The organism is Burkholderia sp. BCC0398 (assembly GCF_902833245.1).
GTDB classification, from domain to species: Bacteria; Pseudomonadota; Gammaproteobacteria; order Burkholderiales; family Burkholderiaceae; genus Burkholderia; species Burkholderia sola.
Genome location: NZ_CADFEM010000008.1, coordinates 73,569 through 92,553, shown reverse-complemented (window position 1 = coordinate 92,553; position 18,985 = coordinate 73,569). Strand labels below are relative to the sequence as shown.

The window sequence follows — 18,985 nt, the reverse complement described above, 5'->3', positions numbered from 1 at the left end:
GACGCCGCGTGCGGAATCGGCGTTCAGCGCGACGCGGACGGCTCGCCGGCGCGGCCGGATCGCCAGGTGAGGAAACCGAGCGCCGCAAGCGGCAGCGCCAGGGCCCAGAACCCGGCGTACAGGTACGCGGTCGCGCCGGCGCCCGCGCCGATCGCGAAACCGACAACCGGCGGCAGCGTGCGCCGCAGCCGCGCGCGTGCGGCTTCCCGTTCGGCCGGCGCGGCGATCGGCACAAGCCAGTCGAATGCATCGATGACCGCCTGCGTGACGTTGCCGGTCATCACGGTATTCGCGACGACGGTGCGCGCGGTCAGCCGGCCGTGCGCGTTCTGCACGCCCATTGCCGCCGCACCGAGCAGCCCGCAGACGATCGTCGCGGGCGCATCGGCGCTGCCGATCGGCGACGCCGCGACGCCCGCGAGCATGAAGCCGGCCAGCAGGATCGTCTGCAGTGCATACAGCGAGCACGCCCGCGGGCCATGCCCGCGCACGCGCATCCGGTGATCGAGCAGGCGGGCGGCCACGATGCCCGCAATGAAGGCCGGAAACGCGAGCCACTTGATCATCAGGCCCTGGCCGACACCGGCGAGGCCCGAGCCGATGAGGATGAAGTTGCCGGTGACGTGCGCGGTAAAGAGCCCGAACAGCGCGACGAAGCCGAGCGTGTCGACATAGCCGGCGATCGAGGCGAGGAACACATCCTCGCCGCGCAGGTGATCGGGGGCCGCCGCGCCCGCTGCCGTTACTTGCGCGGGCTGCATGTCGTGGCTTCCGTGGTTCTATCGAAGGTGTCCGTATCGCGGACCCGCGCGGCGAGCACGCGCCATTGCGCCTGCACGAGCGGAATCGCATGCTCGCGGAAGACGAGGCCGAGCAGGCCCGCTGGCGCGGTCAGCGGCCGCGCGGGCGACTGCACGCGCACGAGGGGGGGCAGGAAGCCGACTGCGATGCCGGCTCCCGGCGAGATCAGGTAAGCCATGGTCCGTTCCGGTTGCGCCGCGGGCCGGCCGAAGGGCTTCGGCCTCGTGCAGCGGTTCGGGAGCAAGCGTAGGGAATGCGGGCCTGAAAGTCATGGCGGCGACCTGAAATTTTCTGAAACCGCCGAACCGCGCGCGGCACGACGCCCGCCTTCGCGGCCTGCCGCGCGGCCCTCGCCGGGGCGCGCCTTGCTATTTTTCGATCGATAAGTGCAGAATGGCCCATTCAGGAGCCGACGCATGACCGAGACCAAGCGCAATGCAGCGCCCCGTGCGCGCAGGACGACCGCCGACGACACCGCCGGCACATCGGGCCGCCGCCTCACGCCGGAAGCACGCGAACGACAGATCGTCGAAAAGGCGGTCGAACACTTCGCGACCCACGGTTTTTCCGGCAGCACGCGCGAGCTCGCGCGGCAGATCGGCGTGACCCAGCCGCTGCTCTACCGGTATTTCCCGAGCAAGGAAGCGCTGATCGATCGCGTATACGACGAGGTCTACACGTGGGACCCCGAGTGGGAAAAGCTGATCGCCGACCGCTCGGTTCCGCTCCAGCAGCGGCTCGTCGCGTTCTACCGGTCGTACGCGCAGACGATCCTGCGGCGCGAATGGATCCGCACGTTCATCTTCGCGGGGCTCAGCCGCGAGGGCTTCAATACGCGCTATCTGTCGCGGCTGCGCGAACGCGTGTTCCTGCCGGTGCTGCGCGAGCTGCGGCACGCGTACGACATCGCGACACCGGCGTCGGAAGCGCAGCGCAACGCGGAAATCGAACTGGTGTGGAGCCTGCACGCGAGCATCTTCTATCTCGGCGTGCGCAAGTGGGTATACGGGTTGCCGGTGCCCGACGATCTCGACGCGGAAATCGAACGGCAGATCGACGCGTTCCTGAACGGCACGCCGGCCGCGCTGCAGCGTGTGGCGTCCGACGCATCCGGCAAGCGCCCCCGCCGCAAGTGATGCCGGCGTGGCATGGCGCTCAGGCCGGTTCAGAACGATTCAGCCGCGACGCACGTCACCTGCCCTATCCTCGGACAGCATCGGACGCGTGCCGTATCGCGCACCGCCCGCACAACCGGGATTTCCCATGACGACCGACACGCTTGCACTGACCCACCACACCGTTACGGCGAACGGCATCCGCCAGCACGTCATCGATGCCGGCGCGGGGCCCGTCGTCGTGCTGCTGCACGGCTTCCCCGAAACGAGCTTCGCGTGGCGCTTCCAGATTCCGGCGCTGGCACGGCACTATCGCGTGATCGTGCCCGACCTGCGCGGCTACGGCGAAACCGACAAGCCCGCGGCCGGCTACGACAAGCGCAACATGGCGCGCGACGTCGCCGCGCTGCTCGATGCGCTCGGCATCGGGCGCATCGCGCTCGTCGGGCACGACCGCGGCGCACGCGTCGCGACGCGTTTCGCGAAGGACTTCCCCGAACGTGTCGACCGGCTCGTCGTGATGGACAACGTGCCGACGCGCATCGTCGCGCAGAACATGACCGCGCAAACGGCCCGCGCGTACTGGTTTTTCCTGTTCCACCAGGTGCCCGACCTGCCGGAGGCGCTGATCGCCGGCAAGGAAGCCGAATGGCTCGGCTATTTTTTCGCCGACTGGTGCTACAACCCGCACGCGATCTCGGGCGATGCGTTCGACACGTACGTGCGCGCGTATCGGCGTCCGGGCGCCGTGCGCGGCGCGCTGGCGGACTATCGCGCGAACGCGGAAGACGTCCAGCAGGACCTCGTCGATGCGGATATCAGGATCGCGTGCCCGACCATGGCGATCTGGGGCGAGGATTTCTACGCGGTCGGCAAGATGTTCGACATGAAGACCGTGTGGGAAAGCATGGCAACCCACCTGCGTGCCGAGCCGATCGCGCAGTGCGGACATCTGCCGCACGAGGAGCAGCCCGAGCGCGTGAACGCGCTGCTGCTCGATTTCCTGCGCGGCTGGGGCGGCTGACGCGCCGTTCGCCGCACGCGGCATCATCGAGGGAACATCGGATGGAACACGGATCGGGCCGCAAGGCCGTCATCGCCGGCGGATCGGTCGGCGGGCTGTTCGCGGCGACCGCGCTGCGCGCGGCCGGCTGGGACGTCCGCGTCTTCGAGCAATCGCCGCACGCACTCGACAGCCGCGGCGGCGGCATCGTGCTGCAGCCGCCGATCGAGCGCGCATTCGCGTTCGGCGGCGTGGCGCTACCGCGCGACGCGGGCGTCGATTCGGTCGACCGGATCTACGTCGACGCGCAGGACCGGATCGTGCAGCGCTTCGCGATGCCGCAGACGCAGACGGGATGGAACGTGATCTACACGGCGCTGAGGCGTGCGCTGCCGGCCGAAATCATCCACGCGGGCGACGCATTCGAGCGGTTCGAGCAGGACGGCGAGCGGATCGTCGCGCATTTCGCGAGCGGCCGCGCCGAGACGGCCGACCTGCTGATCGGCGCGGACGGCGGCCGCTCGACGGTGCGCGCGCAGTTGCTGCCGGACGTGCAGCCGGCGTATGCGGGTTATGTCGCGTGGCGCGGGCTCGTCGACGAACGCGCGCTGCCCGAGCAGGTGCTGGTCATGCTGCGCGAACGCTTCACGTTCCAGCAAGGCGACCGGCACCTGTTCCTCACCTATCTGGTGCCCGGCGCCGACGGCGCGACCGAACCGGGCGGGCGGCGCGTGAACTGGGTGTGGTACCGGCGGCTCGCGTCCGACCGGCTGCCGTCGCTGTTCCTCGCGCGCGACGGCACGCAGCGCGACGGGTCGCTGCCGCCCGGCGCGATGCGCGACGACAACCGCGCGGAACTCGTCGACGCCGCCGACCGGATGCTCGCGCCGACACTCGCCGCGCTCGTCGATGCGACCGCCGCGCCGTTCGCGCAGGCGATCGTCGATCTCGCGGCCGCACGCATGGCGTTCGGCCGCGCGGTGCTGCTCGGCGACGCCGCGTGCATCGTGCGCCCGCACACCGCGGGGGGCGTCGCGAAAGCGGCGGACAACGCGATCGATCTCGCCGAAGCGTTGCGCGACGTCGCACGCGGCGTCGCGTTCGACGCCGCGCTGGCGGGCTGGGACGCCCGTCAGCGGGCGGCCAGCGCGCTGTTGTCCGCGCGCGGGATCGCGCTCGGCGCGCGGCTGATGGGCGCGGCGTGACGGCTCGCCGGCCGGAGGTCGAGTGCCGCGCGGTGCGGATCGAAGTCGGGGTTCAACGCGCGCAGCACGCCGGCGCGCCCGCCGTCGTCATCGGGCGGTTGCGGCTGCCCGCGCGCGAAAGCCGGGGCCGCGGCCGCCGCAAGCCACGCGGCGATCGCCAGCCCCGTCACGCGTATCGATATGGCGGCCCGCTTCATTGCGCGCTCGCGGTCGACACGGCGGCCGACGTCATGGCCATTGCCGTGTGGCTGTCGCCATGCGCGATCGCATACAGCTCGCGATTGCGCGCGATCGTCTGCGTGCTCGGCGGATAGTCCCAGTTCGACGTCGGCACCGTGCCGTCGCGCTCGGCCCGAACCAGGTCGGCGCGCACGTCGGCGCGCGTGACCGTATGGTCGGCGGTTTGCGCGAATGCGACGACCGGCGCGCTCAGCGCACAGGAAATCAGGACTGCACGAATCAGCTTGTTCATGACCTTCACCTCTCAAAGATAGCGTGTTCGCGTCCGCCGATCAGGCCGGACATCCGCTCCGCATCGATGCGATGAGGAGTGATGTCCATTCTGCGATTCGCGCGCTGTCCGGAAGGTGAGGCTTCGATTACGGTCTTGTCATCTGGTCGCGGCCCGGCCGCACGGCCGTGTCGGTCAACGCGCAGCGGTTTCCGGATTCCGCACGCTGCTCAGAAACCGCGTCAACTCCACCGTCTGCGGCCGCTCGAAGATTTCCTCGGCCGTCCCGCTCTCCCACACGCGTCCCTGGTGCATGAACACGATCCGGTCGCTCACCGCCCGCGCGAAGTTCATCTCGTGCGTGACCATGATCAGCGTCATGTCCTCGCGCGCGAGTTGCTCGACGACGCCCAGCACCTCGCCGACGAGCTCGGGATCGAGCGCGGACGTGATCTCGTCGCACAGCAGCACGCTCGGCTTCATCGCGAGCGCACGCGCGATCGCGACGCGCTGCTGCTGGCCGCCCGACAGCTGTTCCGGAAACGCGTCGAACTTGTCGCCGAGGCCGACGCGCTCGAGCATCAGCTCCGCGATCGCGCGCGCCTGCTGGCGGTGCGACTTCTTCACCACCGACTGCGCGAGCATCACGTTCTGTCCGGCGCTCAGATGCGGAAACAGGTTGTATTGCTGGAACACCATGCCGACCTTCAGCCGCAGCGCACGCAAGTCCGCATGCCGTGCATCGACGCGTTCGCCGTCGACCGAGATCGTGCCCGCGTCGATGCTCTCGAGCCCGTTGAGCGTGCGCAGCAGCGTGCTCTTGCCCGAGCCGCTGCGGCCGATGATCGACACGACCTGCCCGCGCTCGACGGACAGATCGATGCCCTTGAGCACATGATGGGTGCCGAAGTTCTTTTCGAGACCCCGGGTTTCAACGAGCGGCATGCCATCTCCTTTGCAACGTGCGCGCATAACGGGTAAGCGGATAGCAGAGCGCGAAATAGATCAGCGCGACGAGGCCATACACGACGAACGGCCGGAACGTCGCGTTCGAGATCGCGATGCCGACCTTCGTCAGCTCGGTGAAGCCGATGATCGACACGAGCGCCGTATCCTTCACCGCCTGCACGCCGAAGCCGACCGTCGGCGCGATCGCGATGCGCGCGGCCTGCGGCAGGATCACGTGACGCAACTGCTCGACATAACTCATCGCGAGGCTCGCCGACGCCTCCCACTGCCCTTTCGGCACCGCCTCGACGCAGCCGCGCCAGATCTCGGCCAGATACGCGCTGGTGAAGAACGTGAGCCCCGCGGTGGCCGCGACCCACGGCGAAACGTCGAGCCCGACGAGCGGCAAGCCGAAGAACACGATGAACAGTTGCATCAGCAACGGCGTGCCCTGGAACACTTCGATATAGAGTTTTGCGACACCGCGCAGCACCGTCGAATTCGACACGCGCATCACGAGCAGCCCGAGGCCGACGAGGCCGCCGGACACGAACGACACGATCGACAGCACGATCGTCCAGCGCGCGGCCAGCAGCAGGTTCGCGAGCATCTGCCCGAACGTGAAATCGGTCATCGCGCACCTCGCATGCGGCGGGAGAACAGGCGGCGGCCCATCGCGCCGAGCGTCGCGCGCATCAGCAGCGCCATCGCCAGATACGCGAGCGTGATCACGAAGTACGTCTCGAATGCGCGGAAGTTGCGCGACTGGATGTAGCTGGCCGCATAGGTCAGATCGGCCACCGAGATCTGCGACACGACCGCCGAGCCGAGCATCGTGATCACGATCTGGCTCGACAGCGCGGGAAACACCTTGGCGAGCGCCTGCGGCAGCACGACGTGGCGCAGCATCTGCGCGCGCGACATCGCGAGCGCGGACGCCGCCTCCAGATGCCCTTTCGGCACGGCGGCCACGCCCGCGCGCACGATCTCGACCGAGTACGCGCCGAGATTGAGCGTCATCGCGAGGATCGCGGCCGTGTATTCGTCGATGTGCACGCCGAGCGCCGGCAAGCCGAAGAAGATGAAGAACAGCTGGACGACGAACGGCGTATTGCGAATCGCCTCGACGTACGCGCCGATCAGCGGGCGAAGTTTCACGGCCGCGCGCGCGTCGGCGCTGTACGCGGCCGCGCCGAGCACGCCGACCGCCACGCCGAGCACGGTCGCGACCGCGGTCAGCGCGAGCGTGATCGCCGCGCCGCTCGCGAATACGCCGGCATACTCGGCAAGCTCGCCGAATTGAAGCTGGTAGCTCATGGGAACGGGATAGATTCGGGTTCGGACAACGACACGCGCCGCGCCGGGCATCCCGGCCGCGGCGACGTGTCACGCGACACGGCGATGCGTCACAGTCCGGCCGGCAACGGCTGGCCGAGCCACTTGCGCGACATTTCGCCCAGCGAGCCGTCCTGCTTCGCATGCGCGATCGCATCGTCGATCTTCGCGAGCAGGCGCGGTTCGTTCTTGTTGACGCCGACGAAGCACGGCGAATTCTTGATCACGAACTTGACCTCGGGGCGGCGCGGCGGATTCTTCGCGAGAATCGCCGCCGCGACGATGTTGCCGGCCGCGATCAGTTGGACCTGCCCCGACAGGAAAGCCTGGATCGTCGCGTTGTTGTCCTCGAAGCGCTTGATCGTCGCGTTCGGCGCGAGCTGCGACAGCGCGATCTCCTCGAGCGCGCCGCGCGTCGCGCCGACCGTCTTGCCGCCGAGGTCGGCGGGCGTGCTCACCTTCACGTCGGACGGCCCGAACACGCCCTGGAAATACGGTGCGTACGCGCTCGAGAAGTCGATGACCTTCTCGCGCTCCGGCGTCTTGCCGAGCGACGAGATCACCATGTCGACCTTGTTGGTCGTCAGGTACGGAATCCGGTTCGCACTGTTGACGGGCACCAGTTTCAGCTTGACGCCGAGCGCCTTGGCGAGGAGTCCGGCCATGTCGATGTCGTAGCCCTGCGGCTGCATGTCCGTGCCGACCGAACCGAACGGCGGATAGTCCTCGGGCACCGCGACGCGCAGCGTGCCGTTCTTCGCGATGGTGTCGAGCGCATCGGCGTGGGCCGGCGCGGCGGCGAACAGCGCGATCACGGGGGCGGCGAGCAGCGCAGCCAGCCAGGTGCGTCGGGGGAACGGTCGGGTCGTCGAGCTCACGGTGAATCTTCCTTGTCTGGTATGTCGTCGGGCAGCGCGCAACGATTGCGCGGCCGACACGATTGCGCGGCCGACACCACTCCAGCAAAAACCGGGCCACCGACGTGAAACGCTTGCCGCACCGGCATGAGGCGGAAATTTCGGCGAACCTCTCGGCGAACCGGATTCCTCATTTCGGTGCACGAACCGGTGCCGTCGGTAACGCTTGCCCCCGCAGCGCGCGCCGGCGCACCAAATTACCTATCCGGTTCACCCGGCGCCGGGGCCCTATGCACGGATTCGAACAGCCCCAGTCCAAATTTGCATTCCGTTTGTGACGGGAATTACGGCTGAATACGTTCGCGACGTACCGGGCCTTTCGTCACGTCCGACGAATCGCGATCAGGACCGGCGCGCTCGATTGCGCGCGCGGCTCCTCCGGTACCGGTGGTCCCGATCGTCCCGCGATCGGGGCGAGTCCCATCCCATCCGTGCGCGAGGATACCGTCATGGCATCGATTCCCGACCCGTCGACAACCGGCGAAACCGACAAACGCAGCTGGCTCGAATCGCACGAAGCCGGCTATCACAAGACCCTCGGCAATCGACAGGTGCAGATGATCGCAATCGGCGGGGCCATCGGCACCGGGCTGTTTCTCGGCGCCGGCGCGCGGCTGCAGGCCGCCGGCCCGGCGCTCGCGATCGTCTACCTGGTGTGCGGCGCGTTTTCGTTCCTGATCCTGCGCGCGCTCGGCGAGCTGGTGATGCATCGCCCCAGCAGCGGCAGCTTCGTGTCGTACGCACGCGAATTCCTCGGCGAGAAGGCATCGTTCGTCGCCGGCTGGATGTACTTCCTGAACTGGGCGATGACCGGCATCGTCGACATCACCGCCGTCGCGCTCTACATGCATTACTGGGCGCCGTTCGCGGCCGTGCCGCAGTGGATCTTCGCGCTCGTCGCGCTGTGCATCGTCGCGACGATGAACCTGATCGGCGTGAAATGGTTCGCCGAGATGGAGTTCTGGTTCGCGCTGATCAAGGTCGCCGCGATCGTGCTGTTTCTCGTGATCGGTGCGGCGATCCTCGGCACGGGCATGCCGGTGGCCGGCCATGGCACCGGCATGCATCTGATCACCGACAACGGCGGGTTCTTTCCGCACGGGCTGATGCCGGCGCTGGTGCTGGTGCAGGGCGTGGTGTTCGCGTTCGCGGGCGTCGAACTGGTCGGCACGGCCGCCGGCGAATGCAAGGACGCGCGCAAGGTGCTGCCGCGCGCGATCAACAACGTGATCTGGCGCATCGCGATTTTCTACGTCGCGTCGGTCGTCCTGCTGGTCTGCCTGCTGCCGTGGAGTGCGTACAAGGCGGGCCAGAGCCCGTTCGTCACGTTCTTCGGCGCGCTCGGCGTGCCGGGTATCGGCTCGGTGATGAACCTGGTGGTGCTCACAGCCGCGCTGTCGAGCCTGAACTCCGGCCTGTATTCGACCGGGCGCGTGTTGCGTTCGCTGTCGATGGGCGGCTCGGCCCCCGCGTTCCTCGCGCGGATGAGTTCGCAATCCGTCCCGTACGCGGGCATTCTGGTGACGGTCGCGATCTATGTGGTCGGCGTGCTGCTCAACTATCTGGTGCCGTCGAGCGTGTTCGAGATCGTGCTGAACATCGCGTCGCTCGGCATCATCAGCACATGGGGCTTCATCGTCGTGTGCCAGATGAAGTTCCGCGCCGCGGTCAGGCGCGGCGACGTGGAAGACGTCGCGTTCAGGATGCCGGGCGCGCCCGTGACGTCGTGGCTCACGCTGCTGTTCCTGCTCGGCGTGCTGGTGTTGATGGCATTCGACTACCCGAACGGGACGTGGACGATTGCGTCGATCCCGCTGGTCGCGCTGCTGCTCGTGGCCGGCTGGAAGTGGCTGAGCCGTCGCGCGCGCCGTGCGTTGCTCAAGCCGACGATTCCGTCGATCGCGCTCACGCAGAACGTGCTCGAGAACGGCGAGCACTGACTCGCGGCGGCACGCGCGCCGTCGAACGATCCGCCGTCGGGCCAGCGACGGCGGTCGACCGCCGCATTCAGTGATGCTCGTACAACGACTGCTCGTCGAGCGATGCGAACGACGGCGCAGCGGTCTTGGCCGCGACGCTCGGCCGTGCGGCGGCCGATTGCGCTCGCTGTGCCGCGACCTTCGCTTCCGCGGCCTGGATGTCGTCGGGATAGTACGGATCGCTGCCGACCGGACGATAACCGGCCTTTTCGACGCGGACGAGATCGGCGCGCACGTCGGCCCGTGTGACCGCATGGTCGGTGGTTTGCGCAAATGCGACGATCGGTGCGCTCAGCGCACAGGAAAGCAGGACTGCACGAATCAGGTTGTTCATGATGTTCACCTCTCAAAGATGGCGTGTTCGCGTCCGCAGATCAGGCCGGACCTCCGCTCCCCATCGATGCGATGAAGAGTTGGGTGCATTCTGCGATTCGCGCGCTTTCCTGAAGGTGAGGCTTCGATTACGGTTTTGTTATCTGGCCGCGTCCAGTCCGATCATCGCGCGGACGCTCCCTGTTAAAAGCAAGGGCGCGCCGCCGGCGACCAAACGCCCACGATGCCGCCGCCCGCACAGATAACGGTTTCGTAATCTTCGAGTCAGGGTCGGGTCAACGCCGCGCCGGCAGACTGCATGCTCGTCGCATCGAATGCGCATCCAAGCCCTGCTTCGAGGAGCACCATCATGTGGATCGTCCGGCTGGCGTTACGCAGGCCCTACACGTTCGTCGTACTCGCACTGCTGATCTTCATCGCGGGGCCGCTCGCGCTGCTGCGCACGCCGACGGACATTTTCCCGAGCATCGACATTCCGGTCGTCAGCATCGTCTGGTCGTACAACGGCTTCTCCGCCGAGGACATGGCCAAGCGGATCACGTCGAACTACGAACGCGCGCTCACGTCCGACGTCGACGACATCGAGCACATCGAGTCGCAGTCGCTGAACGGCGTGTCGGTCGTGAAGATCTTCTTCCATCCGGGCGCCGACATCAATCGCGCGATCGCGGAAGCCGCGAGCAACGCCGCGTCGATCCTGCGCATCCTGCCGCCCGGCACGCTGCCGCCGAACATCATCACGTACAACGCGTCGACCGTGCCGATCCTGCAGCTCGGCCTGTCGAGCGACACGCTCCCCGAGCAGCAGCTGTACGACCTCGGCAACAGCTTCATCCGCACGCAGCTCGCGACCGTCCAGGGCGCGGCCGTGCCGCTGCCGTTCGGCGGCAAGATTCGCCAGATCGTCGTCGATCTCGATACGCGCGCGCTGCAGGCGAAGGGGCTCGCGCCGATCGACGTCGTCAACGCGATCAACGCGCAGAACCTGATCCTGCCGGGCGGCACCGCGAAGATCGGCACGCACGAATACAACGTGCAGATGAACGGCAGCACGCAGACGGTCGCGGCGCTGAACGACCTGCCGGTGAAGACGATCGGCGGTAATGTCGTCTATGTGCGCGACGTCGCGCACGTTCGCGACGGCTACGCGCCGCAGACCAACATCGTACGGGCGGACGGCAAGCGCGCGGCGCTGCTGACGGTCGAGAAGACCGGCAGCACGTCGACGCTGACGATCATCGACCAGGTGAAGACGATGCTGCCGAAGATCGCGGCCGGGCTGCCGAAGGCGCTGCACATTTCGCCGCTCGACGATCAGTCCGTGTTCGTGAAGGCAGCGGTCCAGGGCGTCGTGCGCGAGGCGCTGATCGCCGCGTGCCTGACCGCGCTGATGATCCTGCTGTTCCTCGGCAGCTGGCGCGCGACGCTGATCATCGGGATCACGATCCCGCTCGCGGTGCTCACGTCGCTGCTCGCGCTGTCCGTGCTCGGCCAGACCATCAACATCATGACGCTCGGCGGGCTCGCGCTCGCGGTCGGGATCCTCGTCGACGACGCGACCGTCGCGATCGAGAACATCACGCATCATCTCGAGCTCGGCGCGCCGCTCGAGGAGGCCATTCTGACCGGCGCGGGCGAAATCGCGGTGCCGACCTTCGTGTCGACGCTGTCGATCTGCATCGTGTTCGTACCGATGTTCCTGCTGACCGGCGTCGCGCGCTATCTGTTCGTGCCGCTCGCCGAAGCCGTGATCTTCGCGATGATCGCGTCGTACTTCTTCTCGCGCACGCTGGTGCCGACGCTCGCGATGGCGCTGATGCGCGCCAAAGGCAGCGGCCGGCCGCCGCGCGGCGTATTCGCGCGCATCGCACGTTTCCAGGCCGCGTTCGAGCATCGCTTCGAGGCCGTGCGGCTGCGCTATCGCGCGCTGCTGTCGGCGGCGATCGCACATCGCCGCCGCTTCGCGGCCGCGTTCCTGCTCGCCTGCGTCGCATCGACCGGCCTCTATGCGTTCGCCGGGCAGGACTTCTTCCCGTCGGTCGACACCGGCGAGATCCGCCTGCACCTGCGCGCGCCGACCGGCACGCGGATCGAGGAAACCGCGCGGCTGACCGACCAGGTCGAAGCAAAGATCCGCGGCGTGATTCCGGCGAACCAACTCGCCGGCGTGCTCGACAACATCGGCGTGCCGGTGAGCGGGATCAACCTCACGTACGACTCGTCGGACCCGATCGGCACCGAGGACGCCGACGTGCTCGTCACGCTGAAGCCGAATCACGCGTCGACCGCCGCGTACGTCGCGAAGCTGCGCAACGTGCTCGCGCAATCGTTCCCCGGCGTGACGTTCGCGTTCCTGCCGGCCGACATCGTCAGCCAGATTCTGAATTTCGGGCTGCCCGCGCCGATCGACATCCAGATCGTCGGCAACAAGCTCGACCAGAACCGTGCGGTCGCGAACGCGCTGCTCGCGAAGCTGCGCGGTGTGCGCGGGCTCGTCGACGCGCGCATCCAGCAGCCCGGCGACGAACCGGCGATCAACGTGAACGTCGATCGCACGAAGGCGATCCAGGCCGGCCTCGAACAGCGCGACGTCGCGCAGAACCTGCTGATCGCACTGTCCGGCAGCTCGCAGACGACGCCGAACTTCTGGCTCGATCCGCGCAACGGCGTCAGCTACCCGGTGCTCGTGCAGACGCCGCAATACACGGTGAATTCGCTGCAGTCGCTCGCGAACGTGCCGCTGCCCGCCGGCACCGCCCGCTCGCCGCAGACGCCGGCCGGCGGCCCGGCCGCGGGCGTGCCCGCGCAGAACCTGCTCGGCTCGCTCGGCACGTTCTCGCGCGCGACGCAGCAGGCCGTGGTGTCGCACTACAACGTGCAACCCGTGCTCGACATCTTCGCGTCGGTGCAGGGGCGCGACCTCGGCGGCGTCACGGCCGACGTGACGAAGCTCGTCGACGCCGCGCGCGCGCAACTGCCGCCCGGTTCGTCGATCGTGCTGCGCGGCCAGGTGCAGGCGATGCACGAATCGTTCGCGGGCCTGCTCGGCGGCCTCGCGCTCGCGATCTCGCTGGTCTACCTGCTGATGGTCGTGAACTTCCAGTCGTGGCTCGATCCGCTCGTGATCGTCGGCGGGCTGCCCGCGTCGCTCGCCGGCATCGCGTGGATGCTGTTCGTCACGCGCACCACGCTGTCGGTGCCCGCGCTGACCGGCACGATCCTGTGCATCGGCATCGCGACCGCGAACAGCATCCTCGTCGTGAATTCGGCGCGCGAACTGCTCGCGGGCAGCGCATCGCCGTGGCAGGCCGCGCTCGACGCCGGCTTCAGCCGCTTCCGGCCCGTCGTGATGACCGCGCTCGCGATGCTGATCGGCATGTTGCCGATGGCGCTCGGCCTCGGCGACGGCGGCGAGCAGAACGCGCCGCTCGGCCGCGCGGTGATCGGCGGCCTCGCGTTCGGCACGGTGTCGACGCTGCTGTTCGTGCCGGTGCTGTTCGGCTTCGTCCACGCGTGGCTCGCGCGGCGTCGCGACGCCGCCGCCGCCCGGCGCGCGCAGCACGCACCCGATACGCCGGCGCTGCGTTGAGCGCAGGCGCCCCACCTTTCCTATCCATCGATTCGCCCGACCCCGGACCCATCATGAACGACTCGATCGAACCCGTCGCCCCGCCGCCCGCCGCCCGCGGCGGTGCCCCCGACACCCCGCCGGCCCGCGGCCGCCGCAAGCTGGCCGTACCGCTCGCGGCCGTCGCGCTCGCCGCCGCGCTGCTCGCGCTCGGCATCGTGCCGCGTATCGACGCACGCGCCGCGCAACGTGCGCAGGTGGCCGTGCAGCAGGCGCTGCCGGTGTCCATCGTCGTGCCCGGCGCGGCGCCGGCCGACCAGACGCTGACGTTGCCCGGCTCGGTCGCGCCCTATGCGGACGCATCGATCTATGCGCGCACGAGCGGCTATATCGCGCACTGGAGCGTCGATCTCGGCACGCACGTGAAGGCCGGCCAGACGCTCGCGCAGATCTCGGCGCCCGATCTCGATGCGCAGCTGCGCCAGGCGCGCGCCGACGAAGCGAGCGCGCAGGCGAACTACGACTATGCGAAATCGACCGCGCAGCGTTGGCAGGACATGCTGAAAACGCAGTCGGTGTCGCAGCAGGACACCGACACGAAGGTCGCGGACATGAACGCGAAGCGCGCGATGCTCGCGTCCGCGCAGGCGAACGTCGCGCACCTTGCCGAACTCGTGTCGTACGAGTCCGTCACCGCGCCGTTCGACGGCGTGATCACCGCACGCAACGTCGACGTCGGCACGCTGGTCACCGCGGGCGGCACGCCCGGCAGCCCCGGCCTGTCGGGCGAACTGTTCCATCTCGAACAGACGGACACGCTGCGCGTGTTCGTCGACGTGCCGCAGGACAGCGCGGCCGGCGTATCGACCGGCACGCCGGTCTACCTGACGACGCCGCAGTATCCGGGGCGGCGCGTTGCCGCGCGTGTCGCGCGCAGCGCGGGCGCGATCGATCCCGTCACGCGCACGCTGCGCGTCGAGATCGACGTCGACAACCGCGACGGCACGCTGATGCCCGGTGCGTATGCGCAGGCGCATCTCGTCTTGCCGAGCGCGGCGCCGGCGCTCGACCTGCCGGTCAGTGCGCTGCTGTTCCGCCCGAACGGCGTGACGGTCGCCACCGTCGGCGCGAACGGACGCACCGCGCTGAAGACCGTGCAGATCGGGCGCGATTTCGGCACGCGCGTGGAGATCGTCGCGGGGCTCGCGGCGACCGATCGCGTAATCGATAACCCGGGCGATGCGATCACGGCTGGGGAAGCCGTGAAGATCGTGGCGACCTCGCACGATGCGGCGCCGGTTGCTGCTTCGTCCGCGCAGGCCGCGCAACCGGCGTCCGCGACCGGTGCGCGCGACGTGCCGCCGCTGCGCGCGGCCGGCGTCGCACGCGCTGCTTCAACGCCCGCTCCGGCGCCCGCCCGCGGCTAACCCATCGACGACCACCCACGAGATGCCTGCCATGCGCCTTCTTCATCCGCTCCCGTTCGCTCGCCGCATCGTCGCGCTCGGCGCCGTCGCCACATTGACCGCCTGCTCGACGCTGCCGCCCTATTCGCCGCCCGCCGTCGCGGTGCCCGCGCACTACGCGGGCGCGCCGGCCGCACCGGCCGCGCAAGCCGGCTGGCACGTCGCGATGCCCGCGGACGCCGCCGCGCGCGGCGCGTGGTGGACCGTGTTCGGCGACGCCGACCTGAACACGCTCGAAGCCCGCGTCGACGTGTCGAACCAGACGGTGAAGAAAGCCGTCGCCGACCTGCAGCAGGCACGCGCGATGGTCGACTATCAGCACGCCGGGTTCCTGCCGACGATCACGGCGGGCGTCGCGCAAAGCCGCTCGCGCGTGTCGCAGAACCGGCTCGGTTCGTCGCTCGCCGGCAAGACGACGCCCGACTACCAGGCCGGCGTGGCCGCGAGCTGGGAACCGGACGTATTCGGCCGCGTGCGCGACGCGGTGACCAGCGCGCAGGCGAATGCCGCCGCGAGCGCGGCCGACCTGCAGGCCGTGAAGCTGTCGGTCACGGCCGAACTCGCGACCGACTATTTCGCGCTGCGCTCGCTCGACACGCAGAAACAGTTGCTCGATGACACGGTGCACGCGTACGCGGACGCGCTGACGCTGCTCAAGCAGCAACTCGCGGCCGGTGCGATCGACGCGTCGGCGGTTGCGCAAGCCGACACGCAGCTCGAATCGACGCGCACGCAGGACACCGACATCGACGCGTCGCGTGCGCAGTTGCAGCACGCGATCGCGACGCTCGTCGGCGAGAGCGCATCGACGTTCGCGCTGCCGCCGCGCGTGCAGGCGTTCCACGTGCCGGCCATTCCGGCCGGCGTGCCGTCGCAACTGCTCGAGCGGCGGCCCGACATCGCGGCGGCCGAGCGCCGTGTCGCGGCCGCGAACGCGCAGATCGGCGAGGCGCGCGCCGCGTTCTTTCCCGATCTGGTGCTGTCGGCGAGCGCCGGCCTCGAGAGTTCGTTCTTCGCGCCGTGGCTCGCCGCGCCGAGCCTGTTCTGGTCGCTCGGCCCGCAACTCGCCGGCACGCTGTTCGACGGCGGCCGCCGCAGCGCGTCGCTGCGCGGCGCGCATGCGCAATACGACGGCGCGGTCGCCGATTACCGGCAAACCGTGCTCGTCGCGTTCCAGCAGGTCGAGGATCAGTTGTCCGCGATCGGTGCGCTCGCATCCGAAGCCGGCAGCCAGCAACGCGCGACCGACGCGGCCGACCTGTCGCTGCGGCTGACGACGAATCGCTTCAATGCGGGCGCCGTCAGCTATCTGGACGTGGTGACCGCGCAGACGATCGCGCTGACGAACCGGCGCACGGCCGATCAGATCGACGCGCGGCGGATCGAGGCGGAAGTCGGGTTGCTGAAGGCATTGGGTGGTGGCTGGCAGACAGGGGCGAACGCAGGCTCTGGTGCGGAATCGAACACCGGCGTGAAGGAACAGGCCGGGGCCGCGCAACCCGAACCCGCCGTCACGCCGCCGGCGGCTGGTTGAACCTGCAAGGAACGCGTGCCGCGCGCTATGCCCGCAAAAATCCTTTCGCGGCGCACTTGCGATTGTCTAGGACAACCACTAGAGCCGCCCCACCGGGCTTCGGATGATGGTTATATTGTTGTGCACGCACCAATTTGTTGATCATCCGTTACGTGCACGCTATGCTTTTGTCACGAGTAGCTTTCCTCATTACGCCGCTCATGAACCCAATCCGACATTGCAAGCGCTTGAAGGCGCATTAGCAAAATCTTCGCGCATACGTCCCCCGTTTTTTGCATGAGCGCAACGCGTGCAGACACAAAAAGAACGTCGCTCTCAGCCTTTGCTGACGGCACTACCACAAGTTTTCCCATTAGCCGTATCTGTGGTGACCGTTAGCAGAAACTTCGAACGGCAACAGCGATGGACCACGCTGTTGCTCGCCCCCGTTCAACCGGGCGCGACCGTCTGATGTGCGGCTTGGCTGGGCTGATTCGCTACGACGGCCAGGCACCCGCACAGGTCGAGCGGGTGCTCGCCATGCGCGAGCGACAACGGCATCGTGGGCCAGACGGCCGGGGCTTATGGCATGACCAACACGCCGTGCTTGCTCACGACCGTTTGGCGCTACTCGACGCCGAGCATGGCGCGCAGCCGATGTGCAGTGCCGACCATCGTTACGTGCTGGTCTACAACGGTGAAATCTACAACTACGCTGAGCTTCGCCGCGAACTGAGCGCACACTGGTCCTTCCGTACGAACACCGACACCGAGGTGGTGCTAGCCGCGTATGCGGTTTGGGGCGAAGTGTGTCTTCGGCGCTTCAACGGCATGTTCGCGTTCCTGGTGTGGGACACCCATCGTCAACGCGCCTTTGCCGCGCGCGACCGGCTGGGCGTCAAGCCGTTCGTTTACCTGCAACAGGGGCCGGAATTCCTGTTTGCGTCGGAGGCCAAAGGACTGCTGCCCGCGATGCAAGCGCCGCGTGCGAATATCGACGCCGTGCTGGAATACCTGGTGGCGCCTTTCTTCAGCGGCGTGGCGCAACCCATGTTCGAAGGCATGGCGTACCTGCCGCCCGGGCATCTGCTGCGCGTGGATCGCGATGGCTTGCAGCTATCGCGCTGGGCGCCGGAGATTGCCGAAAACCCGGCCACCCGGGCCGACGATATCGCTCCCGCGCTGCGCGAGCGCCTCGCCGCAGCCGTCCAGCGCAGCTTGATCGCCGATACACCGGTCGGCCTGTTTTTCAGCGGTGGCCTCGACTCCACGCTGATCGGCGGCCTGGCGCGAGCGGCAGGTGCGACACCGCTCTGCTTCACCATTCGCTTTGAAGATCACCATCGCTACGACTACGCGCGTTCGCTGATCGTGGCTTCCGATGATCAACCTTTCGCCGAGCAGGCCGCCGATGAATTGGGTCTGCCACGCGAAGACGTCACACCGACGCGCTCGACACTCGCCCAGGATCTGCTGCAATTGGCCACGCAGAACGATGCACTGCCCGCGTGGGAACAGGAGCTGGCGCAACATTACCTGGCGCGAGCCGCCAGCACGGGCGTCAAGGCGGTATTGGTCGGCGATGCCGCCGATGAAACGCACTACGGCTATCACTTCTTGCTCGACCCGCACGCCACCCGTGACCCGACCCATATCCTGCAACGCTTGACCGCCGATCCCTATCTACGGCCCGGCCTGCTGGCGCAACCGTTGCAACACTACGGCGAGGTCTATCGCCAACTGGCGATCGCCGCCGGACACGATTGGCATACGCCCGCCTCACGTCTGCGCGCCACGCAATGGCTGGTGCGCCATCGTTGGTTGCAGCGGCTGTTGCATAACGGCGATATCCATGGGATGGCACATGGACTGGAAGCGCGCATCCCCTTCAGCGATACCGAAGTTCTGGACCTGGCTGCCACCATTCCGGCCGAACTGGCGCTACGTGATGGCGTGGAAAAGGCCATGTTGCGTGAAGCGTCGCGCGGTGCGTTGCCGGAAGCCGTGCGCCTGCGCAGGAAATCGGCCTTACCCAAGGATCAAGGCAACGGCGAGGCATTGCGCCAGCACACCCGCGAAATACTGGCTACGGACGCCGACCGCATCGCCGGCTTGCTCGACGTACCCCGGCTGCAGCGCCGCTGCGCCGATCCATCGCCGCTGAATGAGCAAGAACGCGCCATCATGTTTCGGGCGTGCTCGTTGGCTCACTGGTCGCGGGTTCACGGCGTGAGCATGCCATGAGGCGAGCCTCGTTTTGCGTGGTGCCCGAGAAGGAGCATCTCAATCTTTGTGTCGAACCCGACCAGCGCTTGCGAACCGGTAGGCTTCGAAGTGGCGTTCTACGCGCC

General features: G+C 68.0%; 16 protein-coding genes. 8 read left to right on the top strand and 8 right to left on the bottom strand.

All coding sequences use genetic code 11. The features are described 5' to 3' along the window. Nucleotides 1-23 precede the first annotated feature (23 nt). Together HWX76_RS18720 and HWX76_RS18715 are read right to left on the bottom strand one after the other, a co-directional pair. Entirely contained in the window at nt 24-761 is a 738-nt protein-coding gene (locus HWX76_RS18720) for a YoaK family protein (RefSeq protein ID WP_050017619.1), read from the bottom strand. Beyond that, nucleotides 743-979 (bottom strand): DUF1427 family protein, encoded by a 237-nt coding sequence (locus tag HWX76_RS18715; protein WP_089490279.1) that lies wholly within the window; start codon nt 977-979, stop codon nt 743-745. Before HWX76_RS18715 ends, HWX76_RS18720 begins: the two co-directional genes overlap by 19 nt. Nucleotides 980-1,217: 238 nt before the next feature. Between HWX76_RS18715 and HWX76_RS18710 the strand changes: the two genes are divergently transcribed. From HWX76_RS18710 to HWX76_RS18700, 3 genes are all read left to right on the top strand, one after another. Continuing rightward, nucleotides 1,218-1,937, top strand: a complete 720-nt coding sequence (locus HWX76_RS18710) for a TetR/AcrR family transcriptional regulator (protein ID WP_050017621.1) — start codon at nt 1,218-1,220, stop codon at nt 1,935-1,937. 127 nt (nt 1,938-2,064) lie between these two features. After that, a complete protein-coding gene (locus HWX76_RS18705; protein WP_176016161.1) occupies nt 2,065-2,940 on the top strand; it encodes an alpha/beta hydrolase in 876 nt (291 codons plus the stop codon). Between the two features lie 41 nt (nt 2,941-2,981). Next, nucleotides 2,982-4,124 carry an FAD binding domain-containing protein gene (locus HWX76_RS18700; RefSeq protein ID WP_176016160.1) on the top strand — a complete coding sequence of 381 codons (1,143 nt, stop codon included), beginning with the start codon at nt 2,982-2,984 and terminating at the stop codon, nt 4,122-4,124. A gap of 193 nt (nt 4,125-4,317) precedes the next feature. Here the strand turns inward: HWX76_RS18700 and HWX76_RS18695 are convergent, their stop codons facing one another. The 5 genes from HWX76_RS18695 to HWX76_RS18675 all read right to left on the bottom strand — a co-directional run bounded on the left by HWX76_RS18695 (nt 4,318) and on the right by HWX76_RS18675 (nt 7,736). Continuing rightward, nucleotides 4,318-4,596, bottom strand: a complete 279-nt coding sequence (locus tag HWX76_RS18695) for a DUF4148 domain-containing protein (RefSeq protein WP_176016159.1) — start codon at nt 4,594-4,596, stop codon at nt 4,318-4,320. Between the two features lie 174 nt (nt 4,597-4,770). Next, nucleotides 4,771-5,520 (bottom strand): amino acid ABC transporter ATP-binding protein, encoded by a 750-nt coding sequence (locus tag HWX76_RS18690; RefSeq protein WP_050017625.1) that lies wholly within the window; start codon nt 5,518-5,520, stop codon nt 4,771-4,773. Then, on the bottom strand, nt 5,507-6,157 hold the full coding sequence (locus HWX76_RS18685) for an amino acid ABC transporter permease (RefSeq protein ID WP_050017626.1): 651 nt from the start codon (nt 6,155-6,157) through the stop codon (nt 5,507-5,509). The genes HWX76_RS18690 and HWX76_RS18685 overlap by 14 nt, the downstream gene beginning before the upstream one ends. Beyond that, nucleotides 6,154-6,840, bottom strand: a complete 687-nt coding sequence (locus tag HWX76_RS18680) for an amino acid ABC transporter permease (RefSeq protein ID WP_050017627.1) — start codon at nt 6,838-6,840, stop codon at nt 6,154-6,156. Before HWX76_RS18680 ends, HWX76_RS18685 begins: the two co-directional genes overlap by 4 nt. 89 nt (nt 6,841-6,929) lie before the next feature. Then, nucleotides 6,930-7,736, bottom strand: a complete 807-nt coding sequence (locus HWX76_RS18675) for a transporter substrate-binding domain-containing protein (RefSeq protein ID WP_089490277.1) — start codon at nt 7,734-7,736, stop codon at nt 6,930-6,932. A 488-nt stretch (nt 7,737-8,224) separates the two neighbouring features. Between HWX76_RS18675 and ansP the strand changes: the two genes are divergently transcribed. Then, nucleotides 8,225-9,715, top strand: coding sequence for an L-asparagine permease (gene ansP, locus HWX76_RS18670; protein WP_050017630.1), 1,491 nt, complete (start codon nt 8,225-8,227; stop codon nt 9,713-9,715). Nucleotides 9,716-9,782: 67 nt separating this feature from the next. Here the strand turns inward: ansP and HWX76_RS18665 are convergent, their stop codons facing one another. Beyond that, on the bottom strand, nt 9,783-10,088 hold the full coding sequence (locus HWX76_RS18665; protein ID WP_050017642.1) for a DUF4148 domain-containing protein: 306 nt from the start codon (nt 10,086-10,088) through the stop codon (nt 9,783-9,785). Nucleotides 10,089-10,436: 348 nt separating this feature from the next. Between HWX76_RS18665 and HWX76_RS18660 the strand changes: the two genes are divergently transcribed. The 4 genes from HWX76_RS18660 (at nt 10,437) to asnB (ending at nt 18,878) form a co-directional block, all read left to right on the top strand. Then, on the top strand, nt 10,437-13,676 hold the full coding sequence (locus HWX76_RS18660; RefSeq protein WP_176016158.1) for an efflux RND transporter permease subunit: 3,240 nt from the start codon (nt 10,437-10,439) through the stop codon (nt 13,674-13,676). A 53-nt stretch (nt 13,677-13,729) separates the two neighbouring features. Then, the gene (locus HWX76_RS18655; RefSeq protein ID WP_176016157.1) at nt 13,730-15,082 is read left to right on the top strand and encodes an efflux RND transporter periplasmic adaptor subunit; all 1,353 of its coding nucleotides are present in this window, start codon (nt 13,730-13,732) and stop codon (nt 15,080-15,082) included. Between the two features lie 31 nt (nt 15,083-15,113). Beyond that, nucleotides 15,114-16,655 carry an efflux transporter outer membrane subunit gene (locus tag HWX76_RS18650; protein WP_176016156.1) on the top strand — a complete coding sequence of 514 codons (1,542 nt, stop codon included), beginning with the start codon at nt 15,114-15,116 and terminating at the stop codon, nt 16,653-16,655. Nucleotides 16,656-17,057: 402 nt separating this feature from the next. Beyond that, nucleotides 17,058-18,878, top strand: a complete 1,821-nt coding sequence (gene asnB / locus HWX76_RS18645) for an asparagine synthase (glutamine-hydrolyzing) (RefSeq protein WP_176016155.1) — start codon at nt 17,058-17,060, stop codon at nt 18,876-18,878. Nucleotides 18,879-18,985 lie beyond the last annotated feature (107 nt).

What these genes read in the sequence shown, in the direction of transcription:
- HWX76_RS18720 (WP_050017619.1), bottom strand. Translation starts at nt 761, where the DNA reads ATGCAGCCCGCGCAAGTAACGGCAGCGGGCGCGGCGGCCCCCGATCAC.
- HWX76_RS18685 (WP_050017626.1), bottom strand. Translation starts at nt 6,157, where the DNA reads ATGACCGATTTCACGTTCGGGCAGATGCTCGCGAACCTGCTGCTGGCC.
- HWX76_RS18710 (WP_050017621.1), top strand. Translation starts at nt 1,218, where the DNA reads ATGACCGAGACCAAGCGCAATGCAGCGCCCCGTGCGCGCAGGACGACC.
- HWX76_RS18695 (WP_176016159.1), bottom strand. Translation starts at nt 4,596, where the DNA reads ATGAACAAGCTGATTCGTGCAGTCCTGATTTCCTGTGCGCTGAGCGCG.
- HWX76_RS18705 (WP_176016161.1), top strand. Translation starts at nt 2,065, where the DNA reads ATGACGACCGACACGCTTGCACTGACCCACCACACCGTTACGGCGAAC.
- HWX76_RS18660 (WP_176016158.1), top strand. Translation starts at nt 10,437, where the DNA reads ATGTGGATCGTCCGGCTGGCGTTACGCAGGCCCTACACGTTCGTCGTA.
- HWX76_RS18665 (WP_050017642.1), bottom strand. Translation starts at nt 10,088, where the DNA reads ATGAACAACCTGATTCGTGCAGTCCTGCTTTCCTGTGCGCTGAGCGCA.
- HWX76_RS18690 (WP_050017625.1), bottom strand. Translation starts at nt 5,520, where the DNA reads ATGCCGCTCGTTGAAACCCGGGGTCTCGAAAAGAACTTCGGCACCCAT.
- HWX76_RS18655 (WP_176016157.1), top strand. Translation starts at nt 13,730, where the DNA reads ATGAACGACTCGATCGAACCCGTCGCCCCGCCGCCCGCCGCCCGCGGC.
- ansP (WP_050017630.1), top strand. Translation starts at nt 8,225, where the DNA reads ATGGCATCGATTCCCGACCCGTCGACAACCGGCGAAACCGACAAACGC.
- HWX76_RS18715 (WP_089490279.1), bottom strand. Translation starts at nt 979, where the DNA reads ATGGCTTACCTGATCTCGCCGGGAGCCGGCATCGCAGTCGGCTTCCTG.
- HWX76_RS18700 (WP_176016160.1), top strand. Translation starts at nt 2,982, where the DNA reads ATGGAACACGGATCGGGCCGCAAGGCCGTCATCGCCGGCGGATCGGTC.
- asnB (WP_176016155.1), top strand. Translation starts at nt 17,058, where the DNA reads ATGGACCACGCTGTTGCTCGCCCCCGTTCAACCGGGCGCGACCGTCTG.
- HWX76_RS18650 (WP_176016156.1), top strand. Translation starts at nt 15,114, where the DNA reads ATGCGCCTTCTTCATCCGCTCCCGTTCGCTCGCCGCATCGTCGCGCTC.
- HWX76_RS18680 (WP_050017627.1), bottom strand. Translation starts at nt 6,840, where the DNA reads ATGAGCTACCAGCTTCAATTCGGCGAGCTTGCCGAGTATGCCGGCGTA.